Source organism: Burkholderia sp. MSMB1826 (assembly GCF_001526325.1).
Taxonomy (GTDB): Bacteria; Pseudomonadota; Gammaproteobacteria; order Burkholderiales; family Burkholderiaceae; genus Burkholderia.
On the sequence record NZ_LOYN01000050.1, the window covers coordinates 24,450 to 47,973 of the forward strand.

28 protein-coding genes are annotated in these 23,524 nt (G+C 68.6%); 19 read left to right on the forward strand and 9 right to left on the reverse strand.

Features of this window, described 5'->3' with window-relative positions:
* Positions 1-23 precede the first annotated feature (23 nt).
* Positions 24-1,868 (reverse strand): thiamine pyrophosphate-requiring protein, encoded by a 1,845-nt coding sequence (locus WS95_RS27910; protein ID WP_059827260.1) that lies wholly within the window; start codon positions 1,866-1,868, stop codon positions 24-26.
* Positions 1,869-1,999: 131 nt separating this feature from the next.
* Here WS95_RS27910 and WS95_RS27915 point away from each other — a divergent pair, with 131 nt between their 5' ends.
* The 9 genes from WS95_RS27915 to WS95_RS27955 all read left to right on the forward strand — a co-directional run bounded on the left by WS95_RS27915 (position 2,000) and on the right by WS95_RS27955 (position 9,542).
* A complete protein-coding gene (locus tag WS95_RS27915) occupies positions 2,000-3,100 on the forward strand; it encodes an enolase C-terminal domain-like protein (RefSeq protein ID WP_059779936.1) in 1,101 nt (366 codons plus the stop codon).
* Between the two features lie 18 nt (positions 3,101-3,118).
* Complete coding sequence (locus WS95_RS27920; RefSeq protein ID WP_059779935.1) at positions 3,119-3,970, forward strand: hypothetical protein; 852 nt, start codon at positions 3,119-3,121, stop codon at positions 3,968-3,970.
* On the forward strand, positions 3,967-4,632 hold the full coding sequence (locus WS95_RS27925; protein ID WP_059779934.1) for a gluconate 2-dehydrogenase subunit 3 family protein: 666 nt from the start codon (positions 3,967-3,969) through the stop codon (positions 4,630-4,632). Before WS95_RS27920 ends, WS95_RS27925 begins: the two co-directional genes overlap by 4 nt.
* A complete protein-coding gene (locus WS95_RS27930) occupies positions 4,619-6,289 on the forward strand; it encodes a GMC family oxidoreductase (protein WP_059779933.1) in 1,671 nt (556 codons plus the stop codon). Before WS95_RS27925 ends, WS95_RS27930 begins: the two co-directional genes overlap by 14 nt.
* A 98-nt stretch (positions 6,290-6,387) precedes the next feature.
* The gene (copM, locus tag WS95_RS27935) at positions 6,388-6,771 is read left to right on the forward strand and encodes a CopM family metallochaperone (protein ID WP_059779932.1); all 384 of its coding nucleotides are present in this window, start codon (positions 6,388-6,390) and stop codon (positions 6,769-6,771) included.
* A gap of 111 nt (positions 6,772-6,882) precedes the next feature.
* A complete protein-coding gene (locus WS95_RS27940; protein ID WP_059780002.1) occupies positions 6,883-7,623 on the forward strand; it encodes an FRG domain-containing protein in 741 nt (246 codons plus the stop codon).
* A gap of 160 nt (positions 7,624-7,783) precedes the next feature.
* Positions 7,784-8,287 carry a low affinity iron permease family protein gene (locus WS95_RS27945; protein WP_059779931.1) on the forward strand — a complete coding sequence of 168 codons (504 nt, stop codon included), beginning with the start codon at positions 7,784-7,786 and terminating at the stop codon, positions 8,285-8,287.
* 181 nt (positions 8,288-8,468) lie between these two features.
* Positions 8,469-8,948, forward strand: a complete 480-nt coding sequence (locus WS95_RS27950) for a BON domain-containing protein (RefSeq protein ID WP_059779930.1) — start codon at positions 8,469-8,471, stop codon at positions 8,946-8,948.
* A gap of 111 nt (positions 8,949-9,059) precedes the next feature.
* Positions 9,060-9,542, forward strand: a complete 483-nt coding sequence (locus WS95_RS27955) for a hypothetical protein (RefSeq protein WP_059779929.1) — start codon at positions 9,060-9,062, stop codon at positions 9,540-9,542.
* Between the two features lie 10 nt (positions 9,543-9,552).
* Here WS95_RS27955 and WS95_RS27960 read toward each other — a convergent pair whose 3' ends face one another.
* Together WS95_RS27960 and WS95_RS27965 are read right to left on the reverse strand one after the other, a co-directional pair.
* Positions 9,553-9,990, reverse strand: coding sequence for an NUDIX hydrolase (locus tag WS95_RS27960; protein ID WP_059779928.1), 438 nt, complete (start codon positions 9,988-9,990; stop codon positions 9,553-9,555).
* 200 nt (positions 9,991-10,190) lie between these two features.
* On the reverse strand, positions 10,191-10,391 hold the full coding sequence (locus WS95_RS27965) for a hypothetical protein (RefSeq protein WP_059779927.1): 201 nt from the start codon (positions 10,389-10,391) through the stop codon (positions 10,191-10,193).
* A 159-nt stretch (positions 10,392-10,550) separates the two neighbouring features.
* On the opposite strand from WS95_RS27965, the gene WS95_RS27970 reads away from it, so the two are divergent.
* The 3 genes from WS95_RS27970 (at position 10,551) to WS95_RS27980 (ending at position 15,256) form a co-directional block, all read left to right on the forward strand.
* Positions 10,551-11,933: an HlyD family secretion protein gene (locus WS95_RS27970; protein WP_059827262.1), complete on the forward strand. Its 1,383-nt coding sequence runs from the start codon at positions 10,551-10,553 to the stop codon at positions 11,931-11,933.
* A gap of 85 nt (positions 11,934-12,018) precedes the next feature.
* Complete coding sequence (locus tag WS95_RS27975; protein WP_034209189.1) at positions 12,019-13,611, forward strand: DHA2 family efflux MFS transporter permease subunit; 1,593 nt, start codon at positions 12,019-12,021, stop codon at positions 13,609-13,611.
* Position 13,612: 1 nt separating this feature from the next.
* Complete coding sequence (locus WS95_RS27980; RefSeq protein ID WP_059827265.1) at positions 13,613-15,256, forward strand: efflux transporter outer membrane subunit; 1,644 nt, start codon at positions 13,613-13,615, stop codon at positions 15,254-15,256.
* A 67-nt stretch (positions 15,257-15,323) separates the two neighbouring features.
* On the opposite strand, the gene WS95_RS27985 is transcribed toward WS95_RS27980, so the two are convergent.
* Positions 15,324-16,034, reverse strand: a complete 711-nt coding sequence (locus WS95_RS27985; protein ID WP_034209187.1) for a response regulator — start codon at positions 16,032-16,034, stop codon at positions 15,324-15,326.
* Positions 16,035-16,621: 587 nt separating this feature from the next.
* Between WS95_RS27985 and WS95_RS27990 the strand changes: the two genes are divergently transcribed.
* Positions 16,622-16,954, forward strand: coding sequence for a hypothetical protein (locus WS95_RS27990; RefSeq protein WP_034209186.1), 333 nt, complete (start codon positions 16,622-16,624; stop codon positions 16,952-16,954).
* A gap of 23 nt (positions 16,955-16,977) precedes the next feature.
* On the forward strand, positions 16,978-17,199 hold the full coding sequence (locus WS95_RS27995; RefSeq protein ID WP_034209185.1) for a hypothetical protein: 222 nt from the start codon (positions 16,978-16,980) through the stop codon (positions 17,197-17,199).
* A 22-nt stretch (positions 17,200-17,221) separates the two neighbouring features.
* Here the strand turns inward: WS95_RS27995 and WS95_RS28000 are convergent, their stop codons facing one another.
* The 3 genes from WS95_RS28000 to WS95_RS28010 all read right to left on the reverse strand — a co-directional run bounded on the left by WS95_RS28000 (position 17,222) and on the right by WS95_RS28010 (position 18,718).
* On the reverse strand, positions 17,222-17,788 hold the full coding sequence (locus tag WS95_RS28000; protein WP_059827267.1) for a GNAT family N-acetyltransferase: 567 nt from the start codon (positions 17,786-17,788) through the stop codon (positions 17,222-17,224).
* Between the two features lie 335 nt (positions 17,789-18,123).
* The gene (locus WS95_RS28005) at positions 18,124-18,345 is read right to left on the reverse strand and encodes a hypothetical protein (RefSeq protein ID WP_034209183.1); all 222 of its coding nucleotides are present in this window, start codon (positions 18,343-18,345) and stop codon (positions 18,124-18,126) included.
* A gap of 64 nt (positions 18,346-18,409) precedes the next feature.
* Entirely contained in the window at positions 18,410-18,718 is a 309-nt protein-coding gene (locus WS95_RS28010) for an HPr family phosphocarrier protein (protein WP_236872844.1), read from the reverse strand.
* A gap of 313 nt (positions 18,719-19,031) precedes the next feature.
* On the opposite strand from WS95_RS28010, the gene WS95_RS28015 reads away from it, so the two are divergent.
* Both WS95_RS28015 and WS95_RS28020 read left to right on the forward strand, forming a co-directional pair.
* Positions 19,032-19,385 carry a zinc ribbon domain-containing protein YjdM gene (locus WS95_RS28015; protein ID WP_373557108.1) on the forward strand — a complete coding sequence of 118 codons (354 nt, stop codon included), beginning with the start codon at positions 19,032-19,034 and terminating at the stop codon, positions 19,383-19,385.
* Positions 19,386-19,452: 67 nt separating this feature from the next.
* The gene (locus tag WS95_RS28020; RefSeq protein ID WP_059827269.1) at positions 19,453-20,289 is read left to right on the forward strand and encodes a hypothetical protein; all 837 of its coding nucleotides are present in this window, start codon (positions 19,453-19,455) and stop codon (positions 20,287-20,289) included.
* Between the two features lie 57 nt (positions 20,290-20,346).
* On the opposite strand, the gene WS95_RS28025 is transcribed toward WS95_RS28020, so the two are convergent.
* Together WS95_RS28025 and WS95_RS28030 are read right to left on the reverse strand one after the other, a co-directional pair.
* Positions 20,347-20,532: a ribbon-helix-helix protein, CopG family gene (locus tag WS95_RS28025; RefSeq protein ID WP_006489181.1), complete on the reverse strand. Its 186-nt coding sequence runs from the start codon at positions 20,530-20,532 to the stop codon at positions 20,347-20,349.
* 89 nt (positions 20,533-20,621) lie between these two features.
* On the reverse strand, positions 20,622-21,380 hold the full coding sequence (locus WS95_RS28030) for a YoaK family protein (protein ID WP_059499325.1): 759 nt from the start codon (positions 21,378-21,380) through the stop codon (positions 20,622-20,624).
* A 245-nt stretch (positions 21,381-21,625) separates the two neighbouring features.
* Between WS95_RS28030 and WS95_RS36060 the strand changes: the two genes are divergently transcribed.
* The 3 genes from WS95_RS36060 (at position 21,626) to WS95_RS35190 (ending at position 23,478) form a co-directional block, all read left to right on the forward strand.
* Positions 21,626-21,976: a hypothetical protein gene (locus WS95_RS36060; RefSeq protein WP_034209179.1), complete on the forward strand. Its 351-nt coding sequence runs from the start codon at positions 21,626-21,628 to the stop codon at positions 21,974-21,976.
* A complete protein-coding gene (locus tag WS95_RS28040) occupies positions 21,973-22,185 on the forward strand; it encodes a twin transmembrane helix small protein (protein WP_006489184.1) in 213 nt (70 codons plus the stop codon). Before WS95_RS36060 ends, WS95_RS28040 begins: the two co-directional genes overlap by 4 nt.
* A gap of 903 nt (positions 22,186-23,088) precedes the next feature.
* Positions 23,089-23,478, forward strand: coding sequence for a hypothetical protein (locus WS95_RS35190; protein WP_156444597.1), 390 nt, complete (start codon positions 23,089-23,091; stop codon positions 23,476-23,478).
* The last annotated feature ends 46 nt before the right edge of the window (positions 23,479-23,524 follow it).

Below are 23,524 nucleotides of genomic sequence, written 5' to 3' on the forward strand. Positions count from 1 at the left end.
GCGTCGTCCCGCGCTTGCCTGCCTTACGATTCGCCTTTCCCTCCGTGGCTGCCCTTGCCGGCCTTGCCGCCGTGTTCGCCGTTGCCGGGCAGCACGGCCGACAGCACCTGCCGCGCGGTCTCGACGATCACGTTGGCTTCGCGCGCGTCGCCTTTCACCAGCATTTCGGCGAAATGCTTCGCCTGCTGCAGCGTCACGTGCGGCGGCAGCGGCGGCACCTCGGGGTCGCTCTTCACTTCGAGCACGACCGGCCGGTCGGACGCGAGCGCCTCGTCCCACGCGGCGCCGAGCTGCTCGGGATCGTCGACGTAGATGCCCTTGAGGCCGAGCAGCGTCGCGAAGCGGTAGTACGGCACGTTCGGGATCTGCTGCGACGCGTCGAACTTCGGGTCGCCCTCCATCACGCGCTGCTCCCACGTGACCTGGTTCAGGTCCTCGTTGTTCAGCACCATGCAGATCCAGCGCGGGTCGGGCCACTGGCGCCAGTATTTGGCGACCGTGATCAGCTCGGCCATGTTGTTCATCTGCATCGCGCCGTCGCCGACCATCGCGATCACCGGGCGCACCGGATGCGCGAATTTCGCGGCGATCGCGTAGGGCACCGCGGCGCCCATCGACGCGAGCCCGCCGGACAGCGAGCCCATCATCCCGCGCCGCATCGTCAGGTCGCGTGCATACCAGTTTGCGCAGGAGCCCGAATCGCTCGTCAGGATCACGTCGTCGGGCAGGCGCGGCGACAGCTCGGTAAACGCGCGCTGCGGATTGACGCCACGCCCCGCGCTGGCTTTCGCGGCCGCGCGGGCCGCGAGCGTCTCGTGCCAGTCGTGGTTCCATTTCGCGATCCGGTCGCGCCATGCGGTATCGCGCCGCTCGTTCAACAGCGGCAGCAGCGCGCGCAGCGTCTCGGCGCTGTCGCCGACCAGATTGACTTCCATCGGGTAGCGCAGGCTCAGCATGTCGGCCTTCAGGTCGATCTGCACGCCGCGCGCCTGGCCCTCCTTCGGCAGGAATTCCGAATACGGAAAACCGGAGCCGACGATCAGCAGCGTGTCGCATTCGGTCATCAGCTCGTAGCTCGGCTTGGTGCCGAGCAGCCCGATCGAGCCGGTCACCCACGGCAGGTCGTCCGGCAGCGCGGCCTTGCCGAGCAGCGCTTTCGCGGCGCCCGCGCCAAGCCGGTCGGCCACCGCGATGACCTCGTCGGTCGCGTGCAGCGCGCCGGCGCCGACCAGCAGCGCGACTTTCGACCCCGCGTTGAGCACGTCGGCCGCACGCCGCAGGTCGTCCGCATACGGCACGACTTTCGGCGCCGTATAGCCGACCCCCGAATGCACGGTGCCGTGCGCGCGTTTCGGCGGCGCATAGTCGAGCTCCTGCAGGTCGTTCGGCAGCACGAGCGCGGTGACCGTGCGCGCGCCGAGCGCGGTGCGCACCGCGCGATCGACCAGATGGCGCACCTGGCCGGGCACCGTCGCAAGCTGAACGAATGCGCCCGCAACGTCCTTGTAAAGCGCCGGCAGATCCACTTCCTGCTGATAGTGGCCGCCGAGCGACGCGCGCGCCTGCTGGCCGACGATCGCGAGCACCGGCATGTGGTCGAGCCGCGCGTCGTACAGGCCGGTCACGAGGTGGGCGGCGCCGGGCCCCGACGTCGCGACGCATACGCCGAGCTCGCCTGTAAATTTTGCATGCGCGGACGCCATGAAGGCCGCCATCTCCTCGTGGCGCGCCTGGATGAATTCGATCTTGCCGTCGGCGCGGTTCAGCGCGCCGAAAAAGCCGTTGATGCCGTCGCCCGGGTAGCCGTAGATGCGGCGCACGCCCCACTCGTAGAGCCGCTCGACGATGAAATCCGCCACTGTCGCCATGCCGTTTCTCCTTGGTTCGGGATGAGTCGATGCGAGGCAGCCGCGCAAGGCACGTGCCGCGTCGCGTGCGTCGGGCACAGCGGTTGCACGGGTTCTCCGCAAGCAAAAAGCAAGCAGACCGGAGCGCAAAGATGGCCCTTTCCACCGCGCCGGCGATCGACGCCGTGCGCGCTCGCGCGTACCGCGTGCCGACCGACCGGCCCGAAGCCGACGGCACCTATGCATGGACCGCGACGACGGTCGTCGTCGTCGAGATCGACGCGGGGCCCGTGACGGGGCTCGGCTATACGTACACCGATGCGAGCGCCGTGCCGCTCGTCACGTCGCTGCTGGCCGGCGTGCTGCGCAACCGGCCGGCGGTGGACATCCCGGCCGCCGTCGACGCGCTGTGGCGCGCGGTGCGCAACGTCGGCCGCAGCGGGATCGCGGCGACCGCGATATCGGCGCTCGACGCCGCGCTGTGGGACGCGAAGGCGAAGCTCGCCGACGTGCCGCTCGCGCTGCTGCTGGGCCGCCTGCGCGAACGCGTGCCGGTGTACGGCAGCGGCGGGTTCACGACTTACGATGCGCCGACGCTCGCCGCGCAGCTCGACGGATGGCGCGCCGAGCGCGTGCACGCATGCAAGATCAAGATCGGCGTGCAGGATGCGCGCGATCCGGCGCGCGTGCATGCGGCGCGCGATGCGCTCGGGCCTGACGTCGACCTGTTCGTCGATGCGAACGGCGCGTACGCGCCGCGCACGGCGCTCGCGTTCGCGCAGGCGGCCGCCGATTGCGACGTTCGGTGGTTCGAGGAGCCCGTCAGCAGCGACGACGTCGCCGGGCTGCGATTCGTGCGCGAGCACGTCGGCGCGCGCATCGACGTCGCGGCCGGCGAGTACGCGTATACGCCCGACGATTTTCGGCGCTTGCTGGAAGGGCGGGCGGTCGACGTGCTGCAGGCCGACGCGACGCGCTGCGGCGGCGTCAGCGGTTTTCTCGCGGCCGCCGCGCTCGCCGATGCGCACCACGTCGACCTGTCCGCGCATTGCGCGCCCGCGCTGCACCGGCACATCGGTTGCGCGGCGCCGCGCCTGCGCCACGTCGAATGGTTTCACGATCATGTCCGCCTCGAGCGGATGCTGTTCGACGGCGCGCCGACGCTCGTCGACGGCGCACTGGAAATCGACGCGACGCGCGCCGGGCTCGGCCTCGAATTGCGCACCGCCGACCTGCTGGATTTCGCGCTTTAACCCCGACGAGGAGGAACGATGCGACACCGCCGACATCGCGCCGCCGAGCGCGACAGATTGCTGGCCGACGCCGCGCGGCTGCTGAATCGCAGCGCGTTGCTGCTGGCCGGCTCGGTGCTCGCCGACAGCGGCGTCGAACACTATCGCGGCACCTTTCACAATCGCGCGATGCTCGCGCCGCTCGCGATGTCGACGCTGTCGGTGATCGCGAGCGTGCACGGCCACGCGGACGATACGCCCATGCGTCACCGGCTGCGCGACGCGGTGCACGTCGCATCGGCCGCGGTCGGCGTCGCCGGTTCCGCGTTCCACCTGTACAACGTGACGAAGCGGCCGGGCGGTTTCAGTTGGCACAACCTGTTCTATGGCGCACCGCTCGGCGCGCCGTTCGCGCTGCTGCTGTCGGGCGCGCTGGGCGCGGCGGGCGAGCGGTTGCGCGAGAGCCCTGCCGATGCGCCGCGGCTCGCGGGGCTGCCGGCCGGGCGCGCGCTTGCCGGGCTGGTCGCGGCGGGGCTCGTCGGCACGCTCGGCGAAGTCGGGTTGCTGCATTTTCGCGGCGCGTTCCAGCATCGCGCGATGTTCGCGCCGCTCGTCGTGCCGCCGCTCGCCGCGCTGGCGACTGCCCGGCTCGCGCTGTCGCGCCCGCGCGCCGACCGGTGGCTCTGCCGCGGGTGGCTGCGCGCGACGGCCGTGCTCGGGTTCGTCGGCGTCGCGTTTCATGCGCGCGGCGTCGCGCGGCAGATGGGCGGCTGGCGCAACTGGTCGCAGAACCTGCTGTCGGGGCCGCCGCTGCCGGCGCCGCCGAGCTTCACCGCGCTCGCGATCGCGGGGCTGGCCGCGACCGCGCTCGCCGAACAGGAGGCGCCATGAACGATGCGAACCGCAAGCCGGTCGCGCTGCCGCGCTATCCGGGCTATGACGTGCTCGCCAAGCGCGACACGCCGTCGTGGAACGATGCGACGCGACGCGCGATCGATGCGCGCCTGCGCGTCGCGGCGAATGCGCCGCGTCATCTGGATGCCGAACGATTCGCGACGCTCGGTGCGTTGTGCGCGCGCATCGTGCCGCAGCAGCCGGGCGGGGCCGGCGCGATTCCGACCGCCGCGTTGGTCGATGCGCGGCTCGCGGCCGACGACGGCGACGGCTATCGCGATGCGCGTCTTCCGCCGCTGCGCGCCGCGTGGCAGACGGGTCTCGCCGCGCTCGACGCAATGGCGCGGCACGCGCACGGCTGCCCGTTCGCGGCGCTCGCCGCGCGCGACGCCGACGCGTTGCTGCACGCGGTGCAGAAAGGCGACGTCGATCGACAGGTGGAACCGGCTTGGGCCGGCATGGACCCGCGCACGTTCTTCGCGAAGCGCGTGCTGATGGATATCTGCGGCGCGTATTACGGCCATCCGTTCGCGTGGAACGAGATCGGCTTCGGCGGCCCCGCGAGCCCGCGCGGCTACGTGCGGATGGACTTCAACCGGCGCGACCCGTGGGAAGCGGAAATGCGCGTGGAGGAGGGCGATCGCGATGGCCGCCGATGAACCGCTGTCCATCCCGTCGCCGCGCGGCCGCGACGGCCGTGCGCCCGATCCGTTGCGGGTCGGCGGCTGGTCGCCGATGCGGATGTTCCGCGACGACGACGCGGTCGACTTCGTGATCGTCGGCACCGGCGCCGGCGGCGGCACGCTCGCGTGCAAGCTCGCCGAATACGGCTTCTCGGTCGTCGCGCTCGACGCGGGCGCATGGTGGCGGCCGCTCGAGGAATTCGCGTCCGACGAGACGCATCAGCACAAGCTGTTCTGGACCGACGAGCGGATCTGCGACGGCGCCGATCCGCTCACGCTCGGTACCAACAACAGCGGTCGCGCGGTCGGCGGCAGCACCGTGCATTTCGCGATGGTGTCGCTGCGGTTCCGGCCCGAGTGGTTTCGTTCGCGCACCGCACTCGGCTACGGCGTCGACTGGCCGCTCGACTGGCGCGAGATGTGGCGCTACTACCGCGAGGTCGAACAGGCGTTGAAGATCAGCGGGCCGGTGAACTACCCGTGGGGGCCGCCGCGCCCGCGCTATCCGTATCGTCCGCACGAACTGAACGCGGCCGCGCTCGTGCTGGCGCGCGGCGCCGAGGCACTGGGCATCGACTGGACGCCGACGCCGCTCGCGACGCTGTCCGCGCCGCGCGGCCGCGCGCATCCGTGCGTGTATCGCGGCTTCTGCATCGCCGGCTGCGCGACCAACGCGAAACAGAGTGCGCTCGTCACGTGGATTCCGCGGGCGGTCGCGGCCGGCGCCGAAGTGCGCGATCTCGCGATGGCGCTGCGGATCGAGGCCGACGGCGATCGCGTGACCGGCGTGCACTACGCGCGCGACGGCCGCACGCGGTTCCAGCGCGCGCGCAACGTCGTCGTCGCCGGTTATGCGATCGAGACGCCGCGCCTGCTGCTGCTGTCCGCGAACGGACGGCATCCGCAGGGGCTCGCCAACCGCTCGGGGCTCGTCGGCCGCTACCTGATGGCGCAGCTCAACCAGGCGTCGTGGGGGACGATGGACGACGAAGTGCGCTGGTACAAGGGGCCGCCGTCGCTGTCGATCACCGAGCACTGGAACTACGCGGACGAAGGCAAGGATTTCTTCGGCGGCTATTGCTGGATGAGCCAGGGCCCGCTGCCGATCGAATGGGCGCGCAAGGTCGCCGCGCGCGGGCTGTGGGGCGACGCGCTGAAGCGCGAGATGGCGCGCTACAACTTCCAGGCCGGCTTGAAGATCGTCGGCGAGACGCTGCCGCGCGCGGACAACCGCGTGACGCTCGCCGACGAACGCGACGCGTTCGGGCTGCCGGTCGCGCGCGTGACCTATTCGTACGACGACAACGATCGCCGGATGATCCGCCATGCGCTCGCGCAGATGGAGCGTTCGCTGGAGGCGGCCGGCGCGCGCGACATCTGGCACGAGGAGGACGACACGTGCCATCTCGCCGGCACCGTGCGGATGGGCGACGACCCGGCGACGAGCGTCGTCGATGCCGATTGCCGCAGCTGGGACATTCCGAATCTGTGGGTGTGCGACGGCTCGGTGTTTCCGACGGTGGGCGGCGTGAATCCGTCGCTGACGATCCAGGCGATCGCCTGCCGCACCGCCGACCGCATCCGGGCGCTGGTCGCACGCGGCGATGCGCATGCGCGCGGGCGATGGCGGTGAATCGCGCGGCGCGGCTCCGGCGGCGACCGATACGGCGTGTGCTTGCGCGCGAGGATGCCGCAAGCGAACCATTCACTTTCTTGTCGAGGAATCGTCTCATGCCAGCATTCAACCGTTCATTCCCGCGCCGTTGCGCCGCCTGCGCACTGCTCGCGGCGTGCGCGTCGACGCTGCCCGCGGCCGGGCAGTTGCGCCCCGCCAATCCCGTCAGCGTGCCCGACACGTCCACGCAGGCGTTCAAGCGCGCCGACCGAAAAATGATGGAAGCGATGGAGAGCGCACCGTACACGGGCGACGCCGACCGCGATTTCGTCGCGCACATGGCGCCGCATCACCAGGGCGCGATCGACATGGCGCAGGTCGAGCTCAAATACGGCAAGGACCCGACGCTGCGGCAACTCGCGAGCCGGATCGTCGCCGCGCAGCGCGACGAGATCGCGTTGATGGAGCGCTGGCAGAAGGAGCACGGCAAGACGCCGTGAGCCGCGATGCGATACGGCGATACGCAGCCGGCCGTACCGGTCGCGACGCCGTCGGACACGAGCCGCCGCGACGGCCGCGAATACGGGCAAAAGCGACAGGAGGCGCGAGACATGGACGGTGAGCACGAGGCGGCAGACCGCTCGGTCGACAGCGTGGCCGACTACATGGCCGTGATCGGTGCGCAGCGCCGGACGATGGCGCTGCGACTCTTTCGCGGCCAGTGCAACGCCGGCTGGCCGCTCGTGCCGGGCATCGCGCGGCAGCGCGCGTCGCCCGACGTCGAAGCGCGGATGCTCGACGAATTCACGCGGCGCGCGCTGCCGCATCTCGAACCCGGGCAGAGCCTCGATGCGTGCGACTGGCTGGCGCTCGCGCAGCAGCACGGGATGCGCACGCGCCTGCTCGACTGGTCCGGCAACGCACTGGCCGCGCTGTGGTTCGCGGTCCGGCGCGCGGGCGAATCGGGCGGAGACGGCGTGGTGTGGTGCCTGTCGCACGACGCCGACGACATCGCGACCGCCGCCGAACGGCGCGCCCCGCTGCAGGTCACGCGCACCAAGGTGTTCCGGCCGCGCCACGTGATGCCGAGGATCACCGCGCAGGACGGCTGGTTCACGATTCATAGTTACGACGCCGGCGCCGAGCGTTTCGTGCCGCTCGACGCGCACGCGGACCTCGCCGGCCGTCTCGTGCGCATCGTCGTGCCGGGCGCCCGGTTCGCGACGATCCGGCAGGAGCTTGCCGGCGTCGGCGTGAGCGTCGCGACGATCTTTCCGGATCTCGACGGCATCGCGCAGCTGACCGACACGCGCTATTTCCCGGACGACGAGGATACGCACGCGCCGCGGTGAAGACGCGGCCGCATGGGCGTGCGGGCCGGGCACGCGCGATGCTCGTCTCGACGGCGCGCGGCCGGGGCCGACCCGGCGGCCCACGCTTGCGTCCGCTTCGCGGCGGGCGCGACGCGCTTCATGCCCATTCAAACAAACCATCGAATCGGAGGAGGCTTTCATGCGCGAACCCAACGAACCACCGAGCGACCGTCGCGATACGGCGTGCGAGCCCGGCGCGAGTTCGAGGCCGGCCGGGCACGCCGTCACCCGCGCGTTCGAACGTTTTGCGTCGAGCGTGACCACGTGGGCCGGTTCGCCGGTGGCGTTCGGCAGCGCGGTCGCCATCACCGTGCTGTGGCTCGCGAGCGGGCCGGTGTTTCATTACTCCGATGCGTGGCAGCTCGTCATCAATACCGGCACCACGATCATCACGTTCCTGATGGTGTTCCTGCTGCAGCGCAACCAGAACCGCGACAGCGTGGCGTTGCACCTCAAGCTCGACGAGTTGCTCGCGGTCACGCGCGCGGCGAGCGACCGGCTGATCGGGATCGAGGATGCGTCGGAGGAGGAGTTGCGCGCGCTCGCGCAGACCTACGTCGACATGGCGCAGCGCGCGGCCGAGCGCGGCGAGGACGAGCCGGGCGGCAAGCGCGCGGAAACGGCCGGCACGCCCGAGCCCTGAGCTTCCGATTCTCCGATTTTCAGGTCGAGCGATGCGCGGCCCGATGATTTTTCAAACGCTTGTCGTTTCCGGCGGCGCATCGCGACGCGACGGCTTGCACGCGACGCTCGCACCGGGGAACGGCACGTGCTGCATGCCGAAACGAAGCCCGGCTGTCCCGGGTATTGCCTACGGTGCCTCCATGAACTCCAGAACCCCTTCGAATCCGTTGTTGAATCTTGCGGTGGCCGTTGCGTGCGGGGCGGCCGCGATGTACTTCCTCGATCCTTCGTCCGGCCGGCGGCGACGCGCTTATCTGCGCGACAAGGCGGTTGCGGGCCGGCATGGCGTGGTCGATTATGCGAATACGCAGGCGAAGCGGGCGGCCGACCATGCGCGCGGCGCGATCGCCGGCCTGCGGGCGGACTGGCTCGCGGGCGATGCGAGCGACGTGCAGGTCGCCGAGCGCGTGCGTGCCGCGCTCGGCCGGCTCGTCGGTCGCCCGCGCGACATCGACGTGAGCGTCGAGCGCGGCAACGTGTGCCTGACCGGGCAGGTCGAGGAGTCCGAACGGCAGGCATTGATCGACGGCGTCGCCGCACTGCATGGCGTGCATCACGTCGAGGACGCGATGGGCGCGCGCAGCGAATACAAGGCGCCGCCCGGCGGTCATGCGCACTGACGTGGCCGCGGCTGCCCGCACCGGCGGGCCGGCGAACGAATACGACACGCATTCGGCGCACGCACGGCTGCCGGCACGACGGCGGCCTGGCGCCCCAACCGGAGCAAGCCCATGACCGAACGCCAGCCCCCCGACACGACGCCTCCGCATCCGGAGCCCGGCGCGCATGACGCGCTCGAACACCTGCTCGGCAGCCTGCATCGGCACGGCTTCCTGCGCTTCGCGAACGAGGTGGTCAGCGCGAACGCGCGGCTGGCCGACACGTTCGTCGACGCGCTCGACAAGCCCGGCATGCAGAGCGGCATGCAGAATCTCGCGATGCTCGTGACGGCGCTGTCGCGCATTCCGCCGGAACAGTTCGGCCGCGCTGCGTTTGCGGCAGCCGACGCACTGCGTCACGTCGGCGCATGGCAGCCGGCGCAGCACGCGCACGTCGCGCCCGGCGTGCGCGGCATCTACCGGCTACTGCACGACGAGGCGCTGTGGGATGCGCTGACGCCGCTGCTGGAAGGGCTGAAGGTCTTCGCGCAAGGGCTCGCGCGCGATCCGCAGTCGCCGGTCGCCGGGCTCGGCAAGTCGACGAAAGACGCGTGACCGGCGCCGGTTACCAACCGCACGCGGCGTCCAGGTCCGCGAACTGGCGAATGATGCGCTGCGTCGGCGCGCTCGCCGGCCAGTGCGGCACCGCGTCGATTCGGACCCAGCGGCACAGCGCGATTTCCCGGCCCGGGCACGCGTGGGCGCCGCGCGGCAGGTTCGCGACGAATACGTGATGGCGTTTCACGCTTCCGTCCACGTAGAAGAAATACGCGAGTTCGAGATCGACGAGCCCCGTTTCCTCCCGAAGTTCGCGATGCGCGGCGTCGAGCGCCGATTCGCCCCGGCGAATCACGCCGCCCGGCAGCGTCCAGCGCGACGACGGTCCGCGCGCGACCAGCAGCACGCGCCGGTTGCGATGGCAGACGATCGTTGCACGTTCCTTCGCCAGCGGCGCGAGCGGCACCGCGCGCAGAGGGAAATCGGACGGGTCGGGGAGCGTCATGAAGGGCGGGCGACGGGTGATTGAAAGATCCATGGGCCGGTGTCGCAACATGCGTTCCTGCGTCGCCGCCGCGCTGGCCGTCGCATGAGCGTTGCGGGGAAGCCTGCCGGACCGCCTGTCCGCGATTTTTCAACGGCTTGTCATTTCTGCCGCCGCCTGTCGCGGCCGCCCGGGCGGCGCTTCCATGCGACGCGCGGCGGTCACGAATCGCCGTGTTCGCCCGATGGCGTGCGAGGCGGCGGCGTTCCGCCTTCCGGCTCGGCCGGCTTGCCTTCGGCCGGGTCGCGTGCGCTGCGCGGCGGCGGCGTGGCCGTGCCGCGGCGCTTGCCTTCGGGGCCGGGCGTGCTGTCGCCGCGATCTTCGTCGCGCGTGTCGGTATCGAGCGAGGTCGAGCGTGTCATGGTTCGCGAATCCTGTCGGGGCCGTCGAAGCGTACCCGTCGCGCATCGGGCGTGCCGGGTTCGGGCGAAGTACGTCGCCGGGTCCGCTGTTTGCTTGACCGCGCGCTTGAGGTCGGCGCGGGCAATGACGCTCGCGGCCGCCGCCTGGAGCCCCGTTTCATGCCCGATGCGATCCTGTGCCCGTTATCCGTTCGCGAGCGACTCGGCGTCGCGCTCCGGCGCGCGTCGACGCCCGGACGACGCGGCGCCGGTGCGCCGGACGCGTTCGCGCCGGCGTTGCCCGATGCCGTGCCGTCGACGTCGCTGCCCGCCCGCAGGCCGACCGCCGTCATGCGTGCGGGCGACAGCCAGCCTGGCGGCGGCGGTTCGGGCGCCGCGCCGGACGGCAGCAGCGAGCGCCCGACCGACGCACCGGGCGGCGGTGGCGGCGACCACCGTCCGCACGACGATCGCGGCGGCCGCACCGGCGGCGACGGAGAAGGCGGCAACGGCGACGGCGAACGCAAGCGCCCCGGCAAAAAGCCGCTGATCATCCTCGGCGCGGTGGTGTTCGTGCTGCTCGTCGCCGGGTTCGTCTGGTGGTTCGCGACGCGCAACCAGGTCAGCACCGACGATGCGTATACCGACGGCAACGCGATCGCGGTCGCGCCGCACGTGTCCGGCTACGTGACGCGGCTGGCGGTCGACGACAACACGTTCGTGCGGCGCGGCGACGTGCTCGTCGAGATCGATCCGCGCGACTACCGCGCGCAGGTCGATGCGGCGCAGGCGCAGCTCGGTCTCGCGCAGGCGCAGCTCGACGCGGCGGGCGTGCAACTCGATATCGCGCGCGTGCAGTATCCGGCCCAGTACCGGCAGGCGCGCGCGCAGATCGAATCCGCGGAAGCCGCGTACCGGCAGGCGCTCGCCGCGCAGGCGCGGCAGCGCGCGGTCGATGCGCGCGCGACGTCGCAGCAGGCGATCGACGCCGCCGACGCGCAGCGCGCGACCGCCGACGCGAACGTCGCGATGGCCCAGGCGCAGGCGCGTACCGCGAGCCTCGTGCCGCAGCAGATCCGGCAGGCCGAGACGGCCGTCGAGGAGCGCCGCCAGCAGGTGCTGCAGGCGCGCGCGCAGCTCGAGACGGCCAACCTGAACCTGTCGTACTGCGAAATGCGCGCGCCGTCCGACGGCTGGGTTACGCGACGCAACGTGCAACTGGGCTCGTTCCTGCAACCGGGCACGTCGATCTTCTCGATCGTCACGCCGCGCGTGTGGATCACCGCCAATTTCAAGGAGTCGCAGCTCGAGCGGATGCGCATCGGCGACCGCGTCGACGTGTCGGTCGACGCGTATCCGGATCTCGATCTGCACGGCCACGTCGACAGCATCCAGCTCGGCAGCGGGTCGCGCTTCTCCGCGTTTCCAACCGAGAACGCGACCGGCAACTTCGTGAAGATCGTGCAGCGCGTGCCGGTGAAGATCGTGCTCGACGGTCCGCTGCCGACCCGTCCGCCGCTCGGTCTCGGCCTGTCGGTCGTGCCGACCGTCCATCTGAAATGACCGGCCGCCGTACCGCGGCCGGTTCCGACCGGAGCGATCCGATGCCCGATACCCGCATGCCGTTCCCGCCTGACGAGGCCCGCCGATGAACCGGCCGCCCGATCGCAGCGGCGCATCCGATGGCACGTGGCGTCCCGCCGCGAACCCGTGGCTCATCGCGATCGTCGTCACGCTCGCCGCGTTCATGGAAATCCTCGACACGACGATCGTCAACGTTGCGCTGCCGCACATCGCCGGCACGATGTCGGCGAGCTACGACGAGGCGACCTGGACGCTCACGTCGTATCTCGTCGCGAACGGCATCGTGCTGCCGATCTCGGGCTTCCTCGGGCGCATGCTCGGCCGCAAGCGTTACTTCCTGCTGTGCATCGCCGCGTTTACCGTGTGCTCGTTCCTGTGCGGCGTCGCGACCAACCTCGGCGAACTGATCGTGTTCCGCGTGTTGCAGGGGCTGTTCGGCGGCGGGCTGCAGCCGAACCAGCAGTCGATCATCCTCGATACGTTTCCGCCCGAGCAGCGCAACCGCGCGTTCTCGATCTCGGCGATCGCGATCGTCGTCGCGCCGGTGCTCGGGCCGACGCTCGGCGGCTGGATCACCGACCATTTCTCGTGGCGCTGGGTGTTCCTGCTCAACGTGCCGATCGGCGCGTTGACGGTGCTCGCGGTGATGCAGCTCGTCGAGGATCCGCCGTGGCGGCGCGGCGCCGAGCGCGGGATCTCCATCGACTACATCGGCATCGGGCTGATCGCGATCGGGCTCGGTTGCCTGCAGGTGATGCTCGATCGCGGCGAGGACGAGGACTGGTTCGGCTCGAACTTCATCCGCGTGTTTGCGGTGCTGTCCGCACTCGGGTTGATCGGCGCGACGCTGTGGCTGCTGCGCACGAAGAAACCGGTGGTCGACCTGTCATGCCTGCGCGACCGCAATTTCGCGCTCGGCTGCGTGACGATCGCGACGTTCGCGGCCGTGCTGTACGGCAGCGCGGTGATCGTGCCGCAGCTCGCGCAGCAGCGTCTCGGCTACACGGCGACGCTCGCGGGGCTCGTGCTGTCGCCCGGCGCGCTGCTGATCACGCTCGAGATTCCGCTCGTGAGCCGGCTGATGCCGCACGTGCAGACGCGCTATCTCGTCGGGTTCGGTTTCGTGCTGCTGTGCGCGTCGCTGATCTATTCGCGCACGCTGGTGCCCGACATCGACTACACGCACCTCATGATGATCCGGTGTGCGCAGTCGCTCGCGATCGGCTTCATGTTCGTGCCGATCACGACGCTCGCGTACCTGACCGTGCCGCAGCGGCTCAACGACGACGCGTCCGCGCTGTTCACGATGTTCCGCAACGTCGCGGGCTCGATCGGCATCTCGGTGTCGACCGCCTTGATCCGCGAACGTACGCAGGCGCGCATGGCCCATCTGTCCACGCACATGTCGACGCTGTCGCAGAACTTCCAGGACGCGCTGCAGGAGAACGCGCGCGCGATCGCCGCGCTGACGGGCGCGCCGCCGTCGGCCGCGCTGCAGACGGCGAACGGGCGGCTGTACGAGACGTTCATCGCGCAGGCGACGATCCTCGCGTATATCGACGTGTTCGCGATCCTCGCGGTGTTCTGCGCGTTCAGCATCCCGCTGACGTTCCTGTTCACGCCGGCGAAGGCCGCGGGCGGCGCGGGAGGGCATTGACATGCACATGCATCGGGATCACCGCAACCGCCGCCTGATTCGCGCTATCGCGTGTCGCGCGGCGGCGATATTCATCGGATGCGCCGGTGTCGCCAGCTGCACCGTCGGGCCCGACTACCAGCCGCCGCACGCGGACGTCCCGGACACCTGGCATGCGATGCAGGCGGACGGCCGGGCGGCGGCCCCCGCATCCGGCGCGGCCGCACGGTCTTCGCCGACGATCGACGCCGACCCCGATCCGCGCTGGTGGCGCGCATTCGGCGATCCGCTGCTCGACCGGCTCGTCGAGCGCGCCGCGCACGACAACCTCGACGTGCAGGCCGCCGTGCTGCGCATCGCACAGGCGCGCGCGCAGGTGCGCGCCGCCGCCGCGCAGGGTTTACCGGACGTGCGTGCGACCGCGAGCTACCAGCGCGAACAGCTCGGCCTGAAAGGCATCGTCGAGGAACAGGGCATCGACCAGCGCGTCGATCGCCTCGGTGCGCCGGGCTCGCCGCTCGACCGGTTCGGGCCGGGAACCGGCGCGAGCGTGCAGCAAGGCGCGCGCGGCGCGCTCGATGCCCTCGAAGCGCCGGTCAACCTGTGGCAGGCCGGGTTCGACGCGTCGTGGGAACTGGACCTGTTCGGGCGCGTGCGCCGCTCGGTCGAAGCGGCCGGCGCCCAGACGAGCGCGGTGGTCGCGAGCCGCGACGACGCGCTGCTGTCGCTCGAGGCCGAGGTCGCGCAGACCTATCTGCAACTGCGCGGCGCGCAAGCGCAGCGCGCGCTCGCCGACGACCTGCAACGCGCGCAGCGCGAATTGCTCGACCTGACGCGCGAGCAGGCCGCGCATGGTCTCGCGAGCGATCTCGACGTGCGCAGCGCCGACGCGCGGCTCGCGCAGATCCGCGCGCAACTGCCGCAGTTCGACCAGCAGATCGTGCTGCTGCGCAACGGTCTCGCGTATCTGGTCGGCGGCGCGCCGGGCGCGCTCGACGACTGGCTCGCCGCCCCGCGCGCGTTGCCGGACGTGCCGCCGACCGTACCCGTCGGCCTGCCGTCGACGCTCGCGCGCCGGCGCCCCGACATCCGCCGCGCGGAAGCCGAGCTGCATGCGGCCACCGCCGACGTCGGCGTCGCGGTCGCGCAGTTCTATCCGGACATTTCGCTGACGGGGCAGGTCGGCCTGCGTGCGTCGCATGTGCGCGAGCTCGCGCACTGGTCGCATCTGTTCTATGCGTTCGGGCCGGCCGTGTCGCTGCCGATCTTTTCCGGCGGCGCGCTCGTGTCGAACCTGCGGCTGTCGCAGGCGCGCCAGGCCGAGGCGGCGCTGACCTATCGGCAGACCGTGCTCGTCGCGCTGCGCGACGTCGACAATGCGCTGGCCGTGTACCGCACCGACCAGGCGCGCGCGGCCGCGCTCGACGATGCGGTGAAGGCCGAACAGGGCGCGCTGGACCTCGCGCGCGATCGCTACCGGAAGGGGTTGTCGCCGTTTCTCGACGTGCTGGACGCCGAGCGGCAATGGTCGGAGGGCCGGCAGCAGGCCGAGCAGGGTGCGCTGCAGACGACGACCGATCTCGTCGCGCTGTACAAGGCGCTCGGCGGCGGATGGCAGGCCGGCCCGGGCACGAATGCGGATGCCGGCGCGGCTCGCCCGCAATAGCCGCGAGCGCGCGCCGGACATCGCGGGCCGCGTTTGCACGATGCCGTCCGTCGGTCCACGCACGGCCTCAATCCCACGCGTGCTTGCTGAACTGATAGCCCTTGGAGCGGATGGTCTTGATCCGTTTCGGTTCGTTCGCATCGTCGCGCAGCTTGCGGCGCAGCTTCGAGATGCGGCCGTCGATCGAACGATCGAGGCCGTCGAACGCGATGCCGCGCAGCAGCAGCGTCAGGTCCTCCCGGCTGACCACCTCGCCCGCGCGGCACACGAGGGCCCACAGCAGATCGAATTCGGTCGACGTCAAACGCGGCATGCTGCCGTCGGGAAGATGGACGCGGCGATCGGCCCGGTCGATCGAGAACTTGCCGAACACGTATCGCTGCGGCGAATCCGGCACGGGGTCGCCCGCCGGCACGCGCGTGCGCCGCAACTGCGCCTTGATCCGCGCGAGCAGCAGGCGCGGCTCGACCGGCTTGCGGAGAAAATCGTCCGCACCGAGTTCCAGGCCGAGCAATTCGTCGAACGGTTCGTCGCGGCCCGTCACCATGATCACGATGCCGTCGTAATGTACGCGTGCCTCGCGGCAGATCTCGAAGCCGTCCTTGCCCGGCAGGTTGACGTCGAGCAGCACCAGGTCGGGGCGGCTCGCGACGATCGCCGGCACCGCGCCGGCGCCGTCGTACAGCGTGTCCACCTGGTAATGATGCTGGCGCAGATAGTCGGCGATCAGCGCGGACAGCGGGACGTCGTCTTCGACGAGCAGGATTCGGATCGGCATCGGTAAACGAAGGGGCAAAACGGGAAGGTGGCGAGCGGTCAGGCCCAGTCCGAGCGCGTCGTAGCCGAAGCGACGTGGATGATACTGCGCAACATTCCGGCGGTATGTGACGAAATCTGAATCGTTCGGTGAACTGAGCTATGGGCCAATCGCTGCCGGAAGGGGGAACGCGCGGGGCGGCCGGCGCCGGGCCGCGTGCGAGATTGAAACGGGCGGATGCGAGATCCGGCGCGGCGCGCGCGGCGATGCGCGAGCGGGCATCCTTCAGACGAAAACGTTTGCGCCAATCCGGCGTCGCGAATCGCGTCCGCACTGGCGGAACCCAAGCCAGGCAAGGTTAGTCGACATATCATTACAAAATATTACCGACGTGGGCGCGTCCCGTTCCTACAATTCCCGAACCTGACTCACTCGCCTCGCATACTGCGGTGGCGTCCGTTTCCCGGCCGCATCGACTGCCTGCTTCGACGACACGTCGAGTCATGCTGCGCGCGTGCGGGGCCGGAGGCGCGCGGGTCGGATCGACGCCGCACCGGCTCCCGGCGAGCGGGCAAGCGGACAGTGCGAATTATTCACGGGGAGGCGAAATGACGCCGTTGCAAGTCGTCCTGAGTCTCGAGTCGCTCACGCATGCGATCGAAGCAGCGGTGGCGCGTGCCGACTGGAGCGAGGCCGTCCGGGCTGCCGAGAGGCGTTCGGCGTTCATCGTTGCGCTCGCACCCGATCAACCGGACGAGGTCGTGTCGGCGCTGCTGAAACTGCAGGAGATCGACGTCCGGATCTCCACCGTCGCGCGCGACACGCTGGAGGCGCTCATCGCGGAAGGCTGGACGGCGTTGCACGCGGCCCGCGCGGCAACGAGCGCGCTGAGAGTGCGGCCGCGGTCGCTCGACACCGGTGCCGCGGCAACGCGACACTGAGATTCGTTTCTTTCGGTGGTGGCATGAAATTCAGAAAACGCGCCGGGCAGGTCGAGGCAACGCGCTGGTTCGCCGACGGCGACCATGAACGAGTAGAGCGCCGTCACGGCAGGTGGGCGGTCGCGACGCCGGAAGGCTGGCGCTCGGTGAAGCCGGGCGACTGGATCCTGCGTGACGAATGCGGCAACTGCTGGCCGATGGACGACGGCCTGTTCATGCATTGCTACGAACCGGTCGCCGATTGACCCGGCCGCCGGCTCGCCGCGCTTAGCGGCTCCTGCGCGAAAACATCAACGAATCGGCATCGTTGAAGCGGATGCGCTGCGGCTCGCCGTAACCGGCTTTCTCCGCGACCCGAATCGATGCGACGTTGGTCGGTGCGATCAGGCACACGCTGCGCTCGAACCGCTGCTGCGCGTCGAGCCATTCGAGCGCGGCAGCGAGCGCCTCGGTCGCGTAGCCGTTGCCTTGCGCCCACGTCGCCAGCGCCCAGCCGGCTTCCGGCACGCCGCGAATCGGCGGCTCGATGTTCCGGTGGAAATCCGCGAAGCCGAGATCGCCGACATAGCGGCCCGACGCCTTTTCGCGGATCGCCCAGTAGCCATAGCCGAGCAGCGGCCACAGCCCGCGATACGCGAGCATGCGCATCCACGAGTCGCGCGGCTTGGAAGGCTCGCCGTTGAAGATGTGCGCGACGACGCCGGGTTCCGCCCACATCGCGGCGAGCGCGTCGAAGTCGCCGAGCGGATGGCCTTCGAGAATCAGGCGCGGCGTATCGAGAACGGGCGGGGACGAAACGGGGGGTACGGCGCTGAATGTCATCGGGCGTTCCATGAGGAAGGGGCGGCGACGCAGCGCGCCGCGCTTGGGCCTCGTACGATACCGCGTAAACGGCGATGTGGACGCAAATCCCCACCTGCATCGGTGCATGCGACCGCATCGCGCGGATGGCCGGGTCCGGCGCTGCCCGCACCAACCGGCCCGAGTGACGACGTCGCGGTCCGGCGCGTCCGCGGGGCGCTCGACGAATGCGGGCCGTTCGCCGCCCGATGGCGAATCCCCGTCGCGCATACCGACTGCGGCGAGCGGTCGGCCCGCTTCCCGACGGCGGCGCATCGATGCGCGCGCGTTGCGCACAACGCGGCATCGCGTCCGTGCCGAACGGCAGGTTACTTGCGGCTCTTCAGGAAATTGCGACCCTGCGCGGTGATCGACGCGCCTGAGCGTCCGTTCGCCGCATGGCTGACGAAGCCCGCGCCGACGAGTTCCTGTTCGATCGACCAGCCGAGCGCCGGCGCGTCGCGGCCGTAACGAACATCCGCGAGGCGTTCGAGCGCCCAGATCGCGGAGGCCGACAGGTTGGGGGTGTTGGACGTCAGGTTGTCGTTCATCGCTTCCTCTGGAAATGGCGTTTCGGTGGACGGCGCGCGGCCGCTGGATCGGCTGCGCCGGGCGTCAGCTTGCCTGGAGCAACGGCAGCAGCGCGTGCAGCGCCGCTTCCTCGTCGGGGCCGGTGGCGAGCACCTGGGCCGACGTGCCGCCGTGAACCTGGAGCGCCGCAATCGCGCCGCTGTCTTTTGCGTTGCTGCCGTGCCCGTTCGCGATCAACTGGATGTCGCTCTCGAAGCGGCGTGCCGCGGCGACGGCCGCGTCGCGCGCGGCGCGCCCCCGATTGCGGTTCCAGGCGGGGCCGATTTCAACGTACACGACGGTTGGCACGATGCTGGAAGCCTCCGGGCGGGTGGGCGCGGCAGCGCGCGACATGCACGGTTGCGCACGTGCTGCGGGACCTCGGGCGGCCGGCATCGACGATTTCCCGCAGGGTCGCGGGGCGCCGGCCGGGCGGATTGCATGCGCCATTCGGTGCGAACTTGCCGACATCCGCTGCAAAGGTGCATTCAAATTCGCGGATTGTCGAAAGTGGACGATTATAATGCATCGGCCTGATCATGTGAATTGCATTATAATGCCGTGTGCGCCGATGCCGGCTCGCGGTCCTGCCGCGGGCGCGTCGCCGCACCTCCGGGCGCGCAACCTGCTCGTCCGGCATCCTCGATCGACCCGAACGCCTCCCCGAATGGAAACCGCAATGAACGCCCCCGCCTGCCCGCAATGCGCGATGGAAAACACCTACCCCGACGGCGCGCTGACCGTGTGCGCGGACTGCGGCCATGAATGGTCGGCCGACGCCGGCGCCGAGGCCGGCGACGAACCGGCAGGCGACGTCGTCAAGGACGCGAACGGCAACGTGCTGTCGGACGGCGATTCGGTCGTGCTGATCAAGGATCTGCGCGTGAAGGGTTCGTCGATCACGCTGAAGATGGGCACCAAGGTCAAGAGCATCCGGCTCGTCGGCGGCGATCACGAAGTCGACTGCAAGACCGACATGGGCGGTTTCATGCTGAAGGCGTGCTACCTGAAGAAGGTCTGAGCGCGCGGTTCAGGCGACCGTCGCATCTGCGTTTTCATCCGCCGAGTTTTCAGCCGAGTACCCGCGCATGGCCGAGGATCGAACTTCCTACGACGCGTTCGTCAGGTTCCTGGCGACGCCGCTGAACGACGGCCGGCCCTTCGTGCTGGAGACGCAGCACGCGCTCTCGCTGCACTTCGATCATTTCGGCACCCAAAGCTTCATGTCGCTGCGCGATCCGGTGCAGCTGACGCTCGGTTATACGCGCGTGATGATGGGTTTCCTGCTGCTGCAGGCCGATCCCGCACACATCTGCATGCTCGGGCTCGGCGGCGGTTCGCTCGCGAAGTACTGCTATCGCCACCTGCCCGGCACCGCGATCGACGCGGTCGAGATCAATCCTGACGTGATCGCGCTGCGCAACGTGTTCAGGATTCCTGCCGACGATGCGCGCTTGCGCGTGATATGCGCGGATGGCGCGGATCATCTGGAACGGGCGGACGTCCGCACGGACGTGATCCTGCACGATGCGTTCGTCGCCGACGGTATGCGCGGCCGCTGTGCGGGCCGCACCTTCCTCGAGGCGTGCCGCGCGCGCCTGAGCGAATCCGGGGTGCTCGCGATCAATTTCATGGACGACGATCCGGCATTGCCGCAGCACCTCGAGCAACTGCGATCGGTATTCGGTTCGTCGTATGCGCTGGCGCCGTGCGGCGACGACAACAACTTCGTTGCATTCGCATGGAAGGACGGCAGCCGGCTGCCGTCGTTGCGTATCCTGCTGGAGCGGGCGCTTGCCTGCCCGCAGGCCGGCGAACTGAAGCTGGCGGCCACCGCGAGGCGCATGAAGCACGGCGAGGGCATCGATCCGCGCCGGCTGGTCTGGCGCGCGCAGTCGCACGAACGCTGGGAGATCGGCGCGTAACGGTCGTTGCGGATACCTGGGGGCACCGAGCGGCGGCGCGTGCCTTTGCGGCCGCGCTTATTTCACGCGCTTGCCGATCGCGCTCCGGGTCTTGTACGTGACGCCGTGCCGGTCGAGATATTCGCGGATCAACTGCCGCACGACTTGCGACGGCGTAAGATCCTGCTCCGCGCAGAGCATCTCGAAGGCTTCCTTCTTCGCGGGATCGATCAGGACGGTCAGGCGGGCGGTTTTCGTTTCCATGACGGGGCGAGGGTGGTCGGTATGTTAATCAAATTATAATCGATCCGCTTTCGGCGTTGCCGTGCGCAAGCGCCGCCCGTGGCGCACGGTCAGCGTCTGCTGCGCAGCAGCGCGAGCAGATCGTCGATCACCGGCACGATCGCGAGCGTGACGAGCATCGCCGCGAGCGGCACGGTCGATACGTAGCCCACGTGCTTGAAACCGATGGCGCCGGCGAGGCCGCCGACGAAGAACGACGCGAGCATCGTCGCGTGAATCCTCAGTTTCGAACGGTTGGCGATCACCGCGTGCGCGTCGACGTCGATGGCCGAGCGGTTCCAGTAGAACAGCTTCCCGAGCTCGATGCCGAGATCGGTCACGATGCCCGTCACGTGCGTCGTGCGGATTTCCGCGCCCGACAGCTTCGTGATCGTCGCGTTCTGCAGCCCCATGATGAAGCACAGCAGCGTCACGGTCACCGGCACGAAGAAGGTTTCCCACAGCGCGAGGTGGCTGCCGAGCAGCCCGAACAGCAACAGCAGCGCGGCTTCGACCAGCAGCGGCAGCATGAACTGGCTGTGCAGCCCGCGGCGGCGCCCCCAGTTGACGAGGATCGCCGAGCAACTGGCGCCGATCAGGAACGACCCGAGCGAACTGATGCCGGCGAGCGCGAACCGTACGTCGCCGAGGGCCGTCTGGTCGGCGATTGCCGACACGATGCCGCTCATGTGCGACGTGTACTGCTTGACCGCGAGAAAGCCGCCGGCATTGGCCGCGCCGGCGACGAACGCGAGCGAAAACCCGAGCTGGCGGTTCGCGGTCGCGCTGCGGTGTTTTCCCGTCAGGTTTCGGAAGTACTGCGCTGGCATAAGGGCTTCGCTCGATCGTCGCGGATGCGCGGGTACAGGTGGAAAACCGGCGTGGGCAGCGTGGCGCGCACGCCGCCCGCGCCGGATGCCGGGCCGTCTATTCATGTGATGAACATGATAATTCCATTATCATACTCTGTTGGCTGGATGGTGCTTTCAGTACAATGATGCGAGGCGCCGCCGGCTGGCCGTTTCGCCGCAGCGCAGCGCGGCGCGCGCTTGCGATCACTTCTGCTCACCGCTTCATGACCCCGATCAAGTTCATCCTTCGCTACACGGCGATTCCGTTCACGGCCATCGTCGCCGTGGTGATCTGGACCGTCATACCATCGTCGAAAGAGATCGATGCGAGACAATACGCGGCGCTGTCGCGCGCGTACGCGAGTTTCCCGCTGCCGTTCCGGCGCGAGATCTCCGACACGATGGCGCACGGCACGATCAACGACCGGCGCTACCAGGCACTCGTGCGCGATTCGCTCGGCAACGGCGTCGCGCTGGACTGGCCGGCGTCGGGCGTCGGCGGCGTCGCCGACGAGCGGCACAAACTGGCCGAACTGATTCGGGCCGATTCGGAACTTCAAAGGCAACGGCAATGAAAACCCTGCTGGTCTCTGTGGCATTCGCGATGATCATCGCGAGCCTGATCTTCGCGCTGTACTTCATGAATCACGATCGCGGCAAGTCCAAGCGGATGGCGTGGTCGCTCGCCGCGCGCGTCGGGTTGTCGGTCACGCTGTTTCTGTCGCTGCTGATCGCGTACAAGCTCGGCTGGATCGAGCCGACCGGCTTGCCGATCGGGCGGTGAACCGGTGGACGCCTCGTCGCAAGCGGGGCGTTTTCGCAAATGCAGGTTTGATGGGTTAATGAAGCTATTGTGATAAGAATACTTATCCCGATAGATGTAGTGCAGATACCTCCGTGACATGGGAGCTTGGCGACCCAAGGACCATCTGTGACAGATCGGCCGCGGCGATGATCAAAATCGACCAGAGCCCGACCGAAAGCGAGGTGAAGCGCTCGCGGACGATTACCGCGCCAGAACCCGGCACCGCCGCGACCGTGGTCGCCGAACCGGGATAGATGGTCGATCCGTCCATCAACCGGCAAGCATCGTGCCATCGGATGTGCATCGGCACGCGTATCGAGTGTCTGCCGGATGCGCGAGCAATCCGCCAGGCATCCAACTGAGACGTGATCCCCCCACTAAATGCAAATACGAATCATTTGCATTTAGTGGGGGCAGGGATAGAATTGCCGGGCTGATCCTTATCGCAGGATCAGCACCGCCAATTTTTAGTTCAATCAAGCGAGGTGACATGTAATGTTCGCAGAGCTTACTAAAGAAGAAATCGCAGCTGTTTCCGGGGCGGCAGGAGAGGGAGCGCTGGTCGGTTCCGCTGTCGGATGGCTCGCTGGCCGAGTCGGTGGTGCAGAAGCAGGCGGCGCACTAGGGGCATGTATAGGATCAGTTGTTCCTGGTGTGGGTACTGTTGGAGGTGCAGTTATCGGAGCCGGCTTGGGTGCGATATATGGCCCGGGAGCAGGAGCGGCATTGGGCGGCTATATTGGCGGAAATATCCCGGATGGCATGTGGAAAGCCATCACGGGTAAAAACGGCCCCTAATATGACTTGAGGAAGGCGAAGCGGATATATGGATATATCCGCTTCCGTCTCTTTCATTATCAAATTGTTGAGGCCGCGTTGATCATGATGAATAGTCCTGAGAGTGGCATTGTCAAGATAATAAAAATCAATGCTGTTGCGTGTGTATTTGGTATAATTTTGATTGCCGTGTCAAAGCCGAATCTGGTTGCAAATTGCATTGCATATGGACTATCTGGTGCGGTTTGCGTTTACCTCGTCAGCAGATATGTCATAGAGTCGATTAACTTCCTGTCTGAGAAGAAAATCTTTGCCTCCTCTTCGTTTTATACCGGGGCTGGAATATTGACCGCGTCAATGTCGACATTTGGGGTGGTCGGAACAGTCTTATTCGGGAAAATTTCAGGGTTGGCGTATATTTCGTTTGTTGTTATTGGTGGGGAGCTTGGCGAGTATAGGAAGATAATCGTCAGGGAAAGGTGCGGTAAATTGTGAATTAAAATTTCATGCCTTCGCTGATGTGTCGAAAGATTCGTTCAGC

What these genes read in the sequence shown, in the direction of transcription:
- WS95_RS28015 (WP_373557108.1), top strand. Translation starts at nt 19,032, where the DNA reads ATGGAAACCGCAATGAACGCCCCCGCCTGCCCGCAATGCGCGATGGAA.
- WS95_RS27915 (WP_059779936.1), top strand. Translation starts at nt 2,000, where the DNA reads ATGGCCCTTTCCACCGCGCCGGCGATCGACGCCGTGCGCGCTCGCGCG.
- WS95_RS27910 (WP_059827260.1), bottom strand. Translation starts at nt 1,868, where the DNA reads ATGGCGACAGTGGCGGATTTCATCGTCGAGCGGCTCTACGAGTGGGGC.
- WS95_RS28025 (WP_006489181.1), bottom strand. Translation starts at nt 20,532, where the DNA reads ATGGAAACGAAAACCGCCCGCCTGACCGTCCTGATCGATCCCGCGAAG.
- WS95_RS27995 (WP_034209185.1), top strand. Translation starts at nt 16,978, where the DNA reads ATGAAATTCAGAAAACGCGCCGGGCAGGTCGAGGCAACGCGCTGGTTC.
- WS95_RS27930 (WP_059779933.1), top strand. Translation starts at nt 4,619, where the DNA reads ATGGCCGCCGATGAACCGCTGTCCATCCCGTCGCCGCGCGGCCGCGAC.
- WS95_RS28005 (WP_034209183.1), bottom strand. Translation starts at nt 18,345, where the DNA reads ATGAACGACAACCTGACGTCCAACACCCCCAACCTGTCGGCCTCCGCG.
- WS95_RS27975 (WP_034209189.1), top strand. Translation starts at nt 12,019, where the DNA reads ATGAACCGGCCGCCCGATCGCAGCGGCGCATCCGATGGCACGTGGCGT.
- WS95_RS27945 (WP_059779931.1), top strand. Translation starts at nt 7,784, where the DNA reads ATGCGCGAACCCAACGAACCACCGAGCGACCGTCGCGATACGGCGTGC.
- WS95_RS27965 (WP_059779927.1), bottom strand. Translation starts at nt 10,391, where the DNA reads ATGACACGCTCGACCTCGCTCGATACCGACACGCGCGACGAAGATCGC.
- WS95_RS35190 (WP_156444597.1), top strand. Translation starts at nt 23,089, where the DNA reads ATGATGAATAGTCCTGAGAGTGGCATTGTCAAGATAATAAAAATCAAT.
- WS95_RS28000 (WP_059827267.1), bottom strand. Translation starts at nt 17,788, where the DNA reads ATGGAACGCCCGATGACATTCAGCGCCGTACCCCCCGTTTCGTCCCCG.
- WS95_RS28030 (WP_059499325.1), bottom strand. Translation starts at nt 21,380, where the DNA reads ATGCCAGCGCAGTACTTCCGAAACCTGACGGGAAAACACCGCAGCGCG.
- WS95_RS27925 (WP_059779934.1), top strand. Translation starts at nt 3,967, where the DNA reads ATGAACGATGCGAACCGCAAGCCGGTCGCGCTGCCGCGCTATCCGGGC.
- WS95_RS27920 (WP_059779935.1), top strand. Translation starts at nt 3,119, where the DNA reads ATGCGACACCGCCGACATCGCGCCGCCGAGCGCGACAGATTGCTGGCC.
- WS95_RS27940 (WP_059780002.1), top strand. Translation starts at nt 6,883, where the DNA reads ATGGACGGTGAGCACGAGGCGGCAGACCGCTCGGTCGACAGCGTGGCC.
- copM (WP_059779932.1), top strand. Translation starts at nt 6,388, where the DNA reads ATGCCAGCATTCAACCGTTCATTCCCGCGCCGTTGCGCCGCCTGCGCA.
- WS95_RS36060 (WP_034209179.1), top strand. Translation starts at nt 21,626, where the DNA reads ATGACCCCGATCAAGTTCATCCTTCGCTACACGGCGATTCCGTTCACG.
- WS95_RS27955 (WP_059779929.1), top strand. Translation starts at nt 9,060, where the DNA reads ATGACCGAACGCCAGCCCCCCGACACGACGCCTCCGCATCCGGAGCCC.
- WS95_RS27970 (WP_059827262.1), top strand. Translation starts at nt 10,551, where the DNA reads ATGCCCGATGCGATCCTGTGCCCGTTATCCGTTCGCGAGCGACTCGGC.
- WS95_RS27960 (WP_059779928.1), bottom strand. Translation starts at nt 9,990, where the DNA reads ATGACGCTCCCCGACCCGTCCGATTTCCCTCTGCGCGCGGTGCCGCTC.
- WS95_RS27985 (WP_034209187.1), bottom strand. Translation starts at nt 16,034, where the DNA reads ATGCCGATCCGAATCCTGCTCGTCGAAGACGACGTCCCGCTGTCCGCG.
- WS95_RS28040 (WP_006489184.1), top strand. Translation starts at nt 21,973, where the DNA reads ATGAAAACCCTGCTGGTCTCTGTGGCATTCGCGATGATCATCGCGAGC.
- WS95_RS27990 (WP_034209186.1), top strand. Translation starts at nt 16,622, where the DNA reads ATGACGCCGTTGCAAGTCGTCCTGAGTCTCGAGTCGCTCACGCATGCG.
- WS95_RS27980 (WP_059827265.1), top strand. Translation starts at nt 13,613, where the DNA reads ATGCACATGCATCGGGATCACCGCAACCGCCGCCTGATTCGCGCTATC.
- WS95_RS28020 (WP_059827269.1), top strand. Translation starts at nt 19,453, where the DNA reads ATGGCCGAGGATCGAACTTCCTACGACGCGTTCGTCAGGTTCCTGGCG.
- WS95_RS28010 (WP_236872844.1), bottom strand. Translation starts at nt 18,718, where the DNA reads ATGTCGCGCGCTGCCGCGCCCACCCGCCCGGAGGCTTCCAGCATCGTG.
- WS95_RS27950 (WP_059779930.1), top strand. Translation starts at nt 8,469, where the DNA reads ATGAACTCCAGAACCCCTTCGAATCCGTTGTTGAATCTTGCGGTGGCC.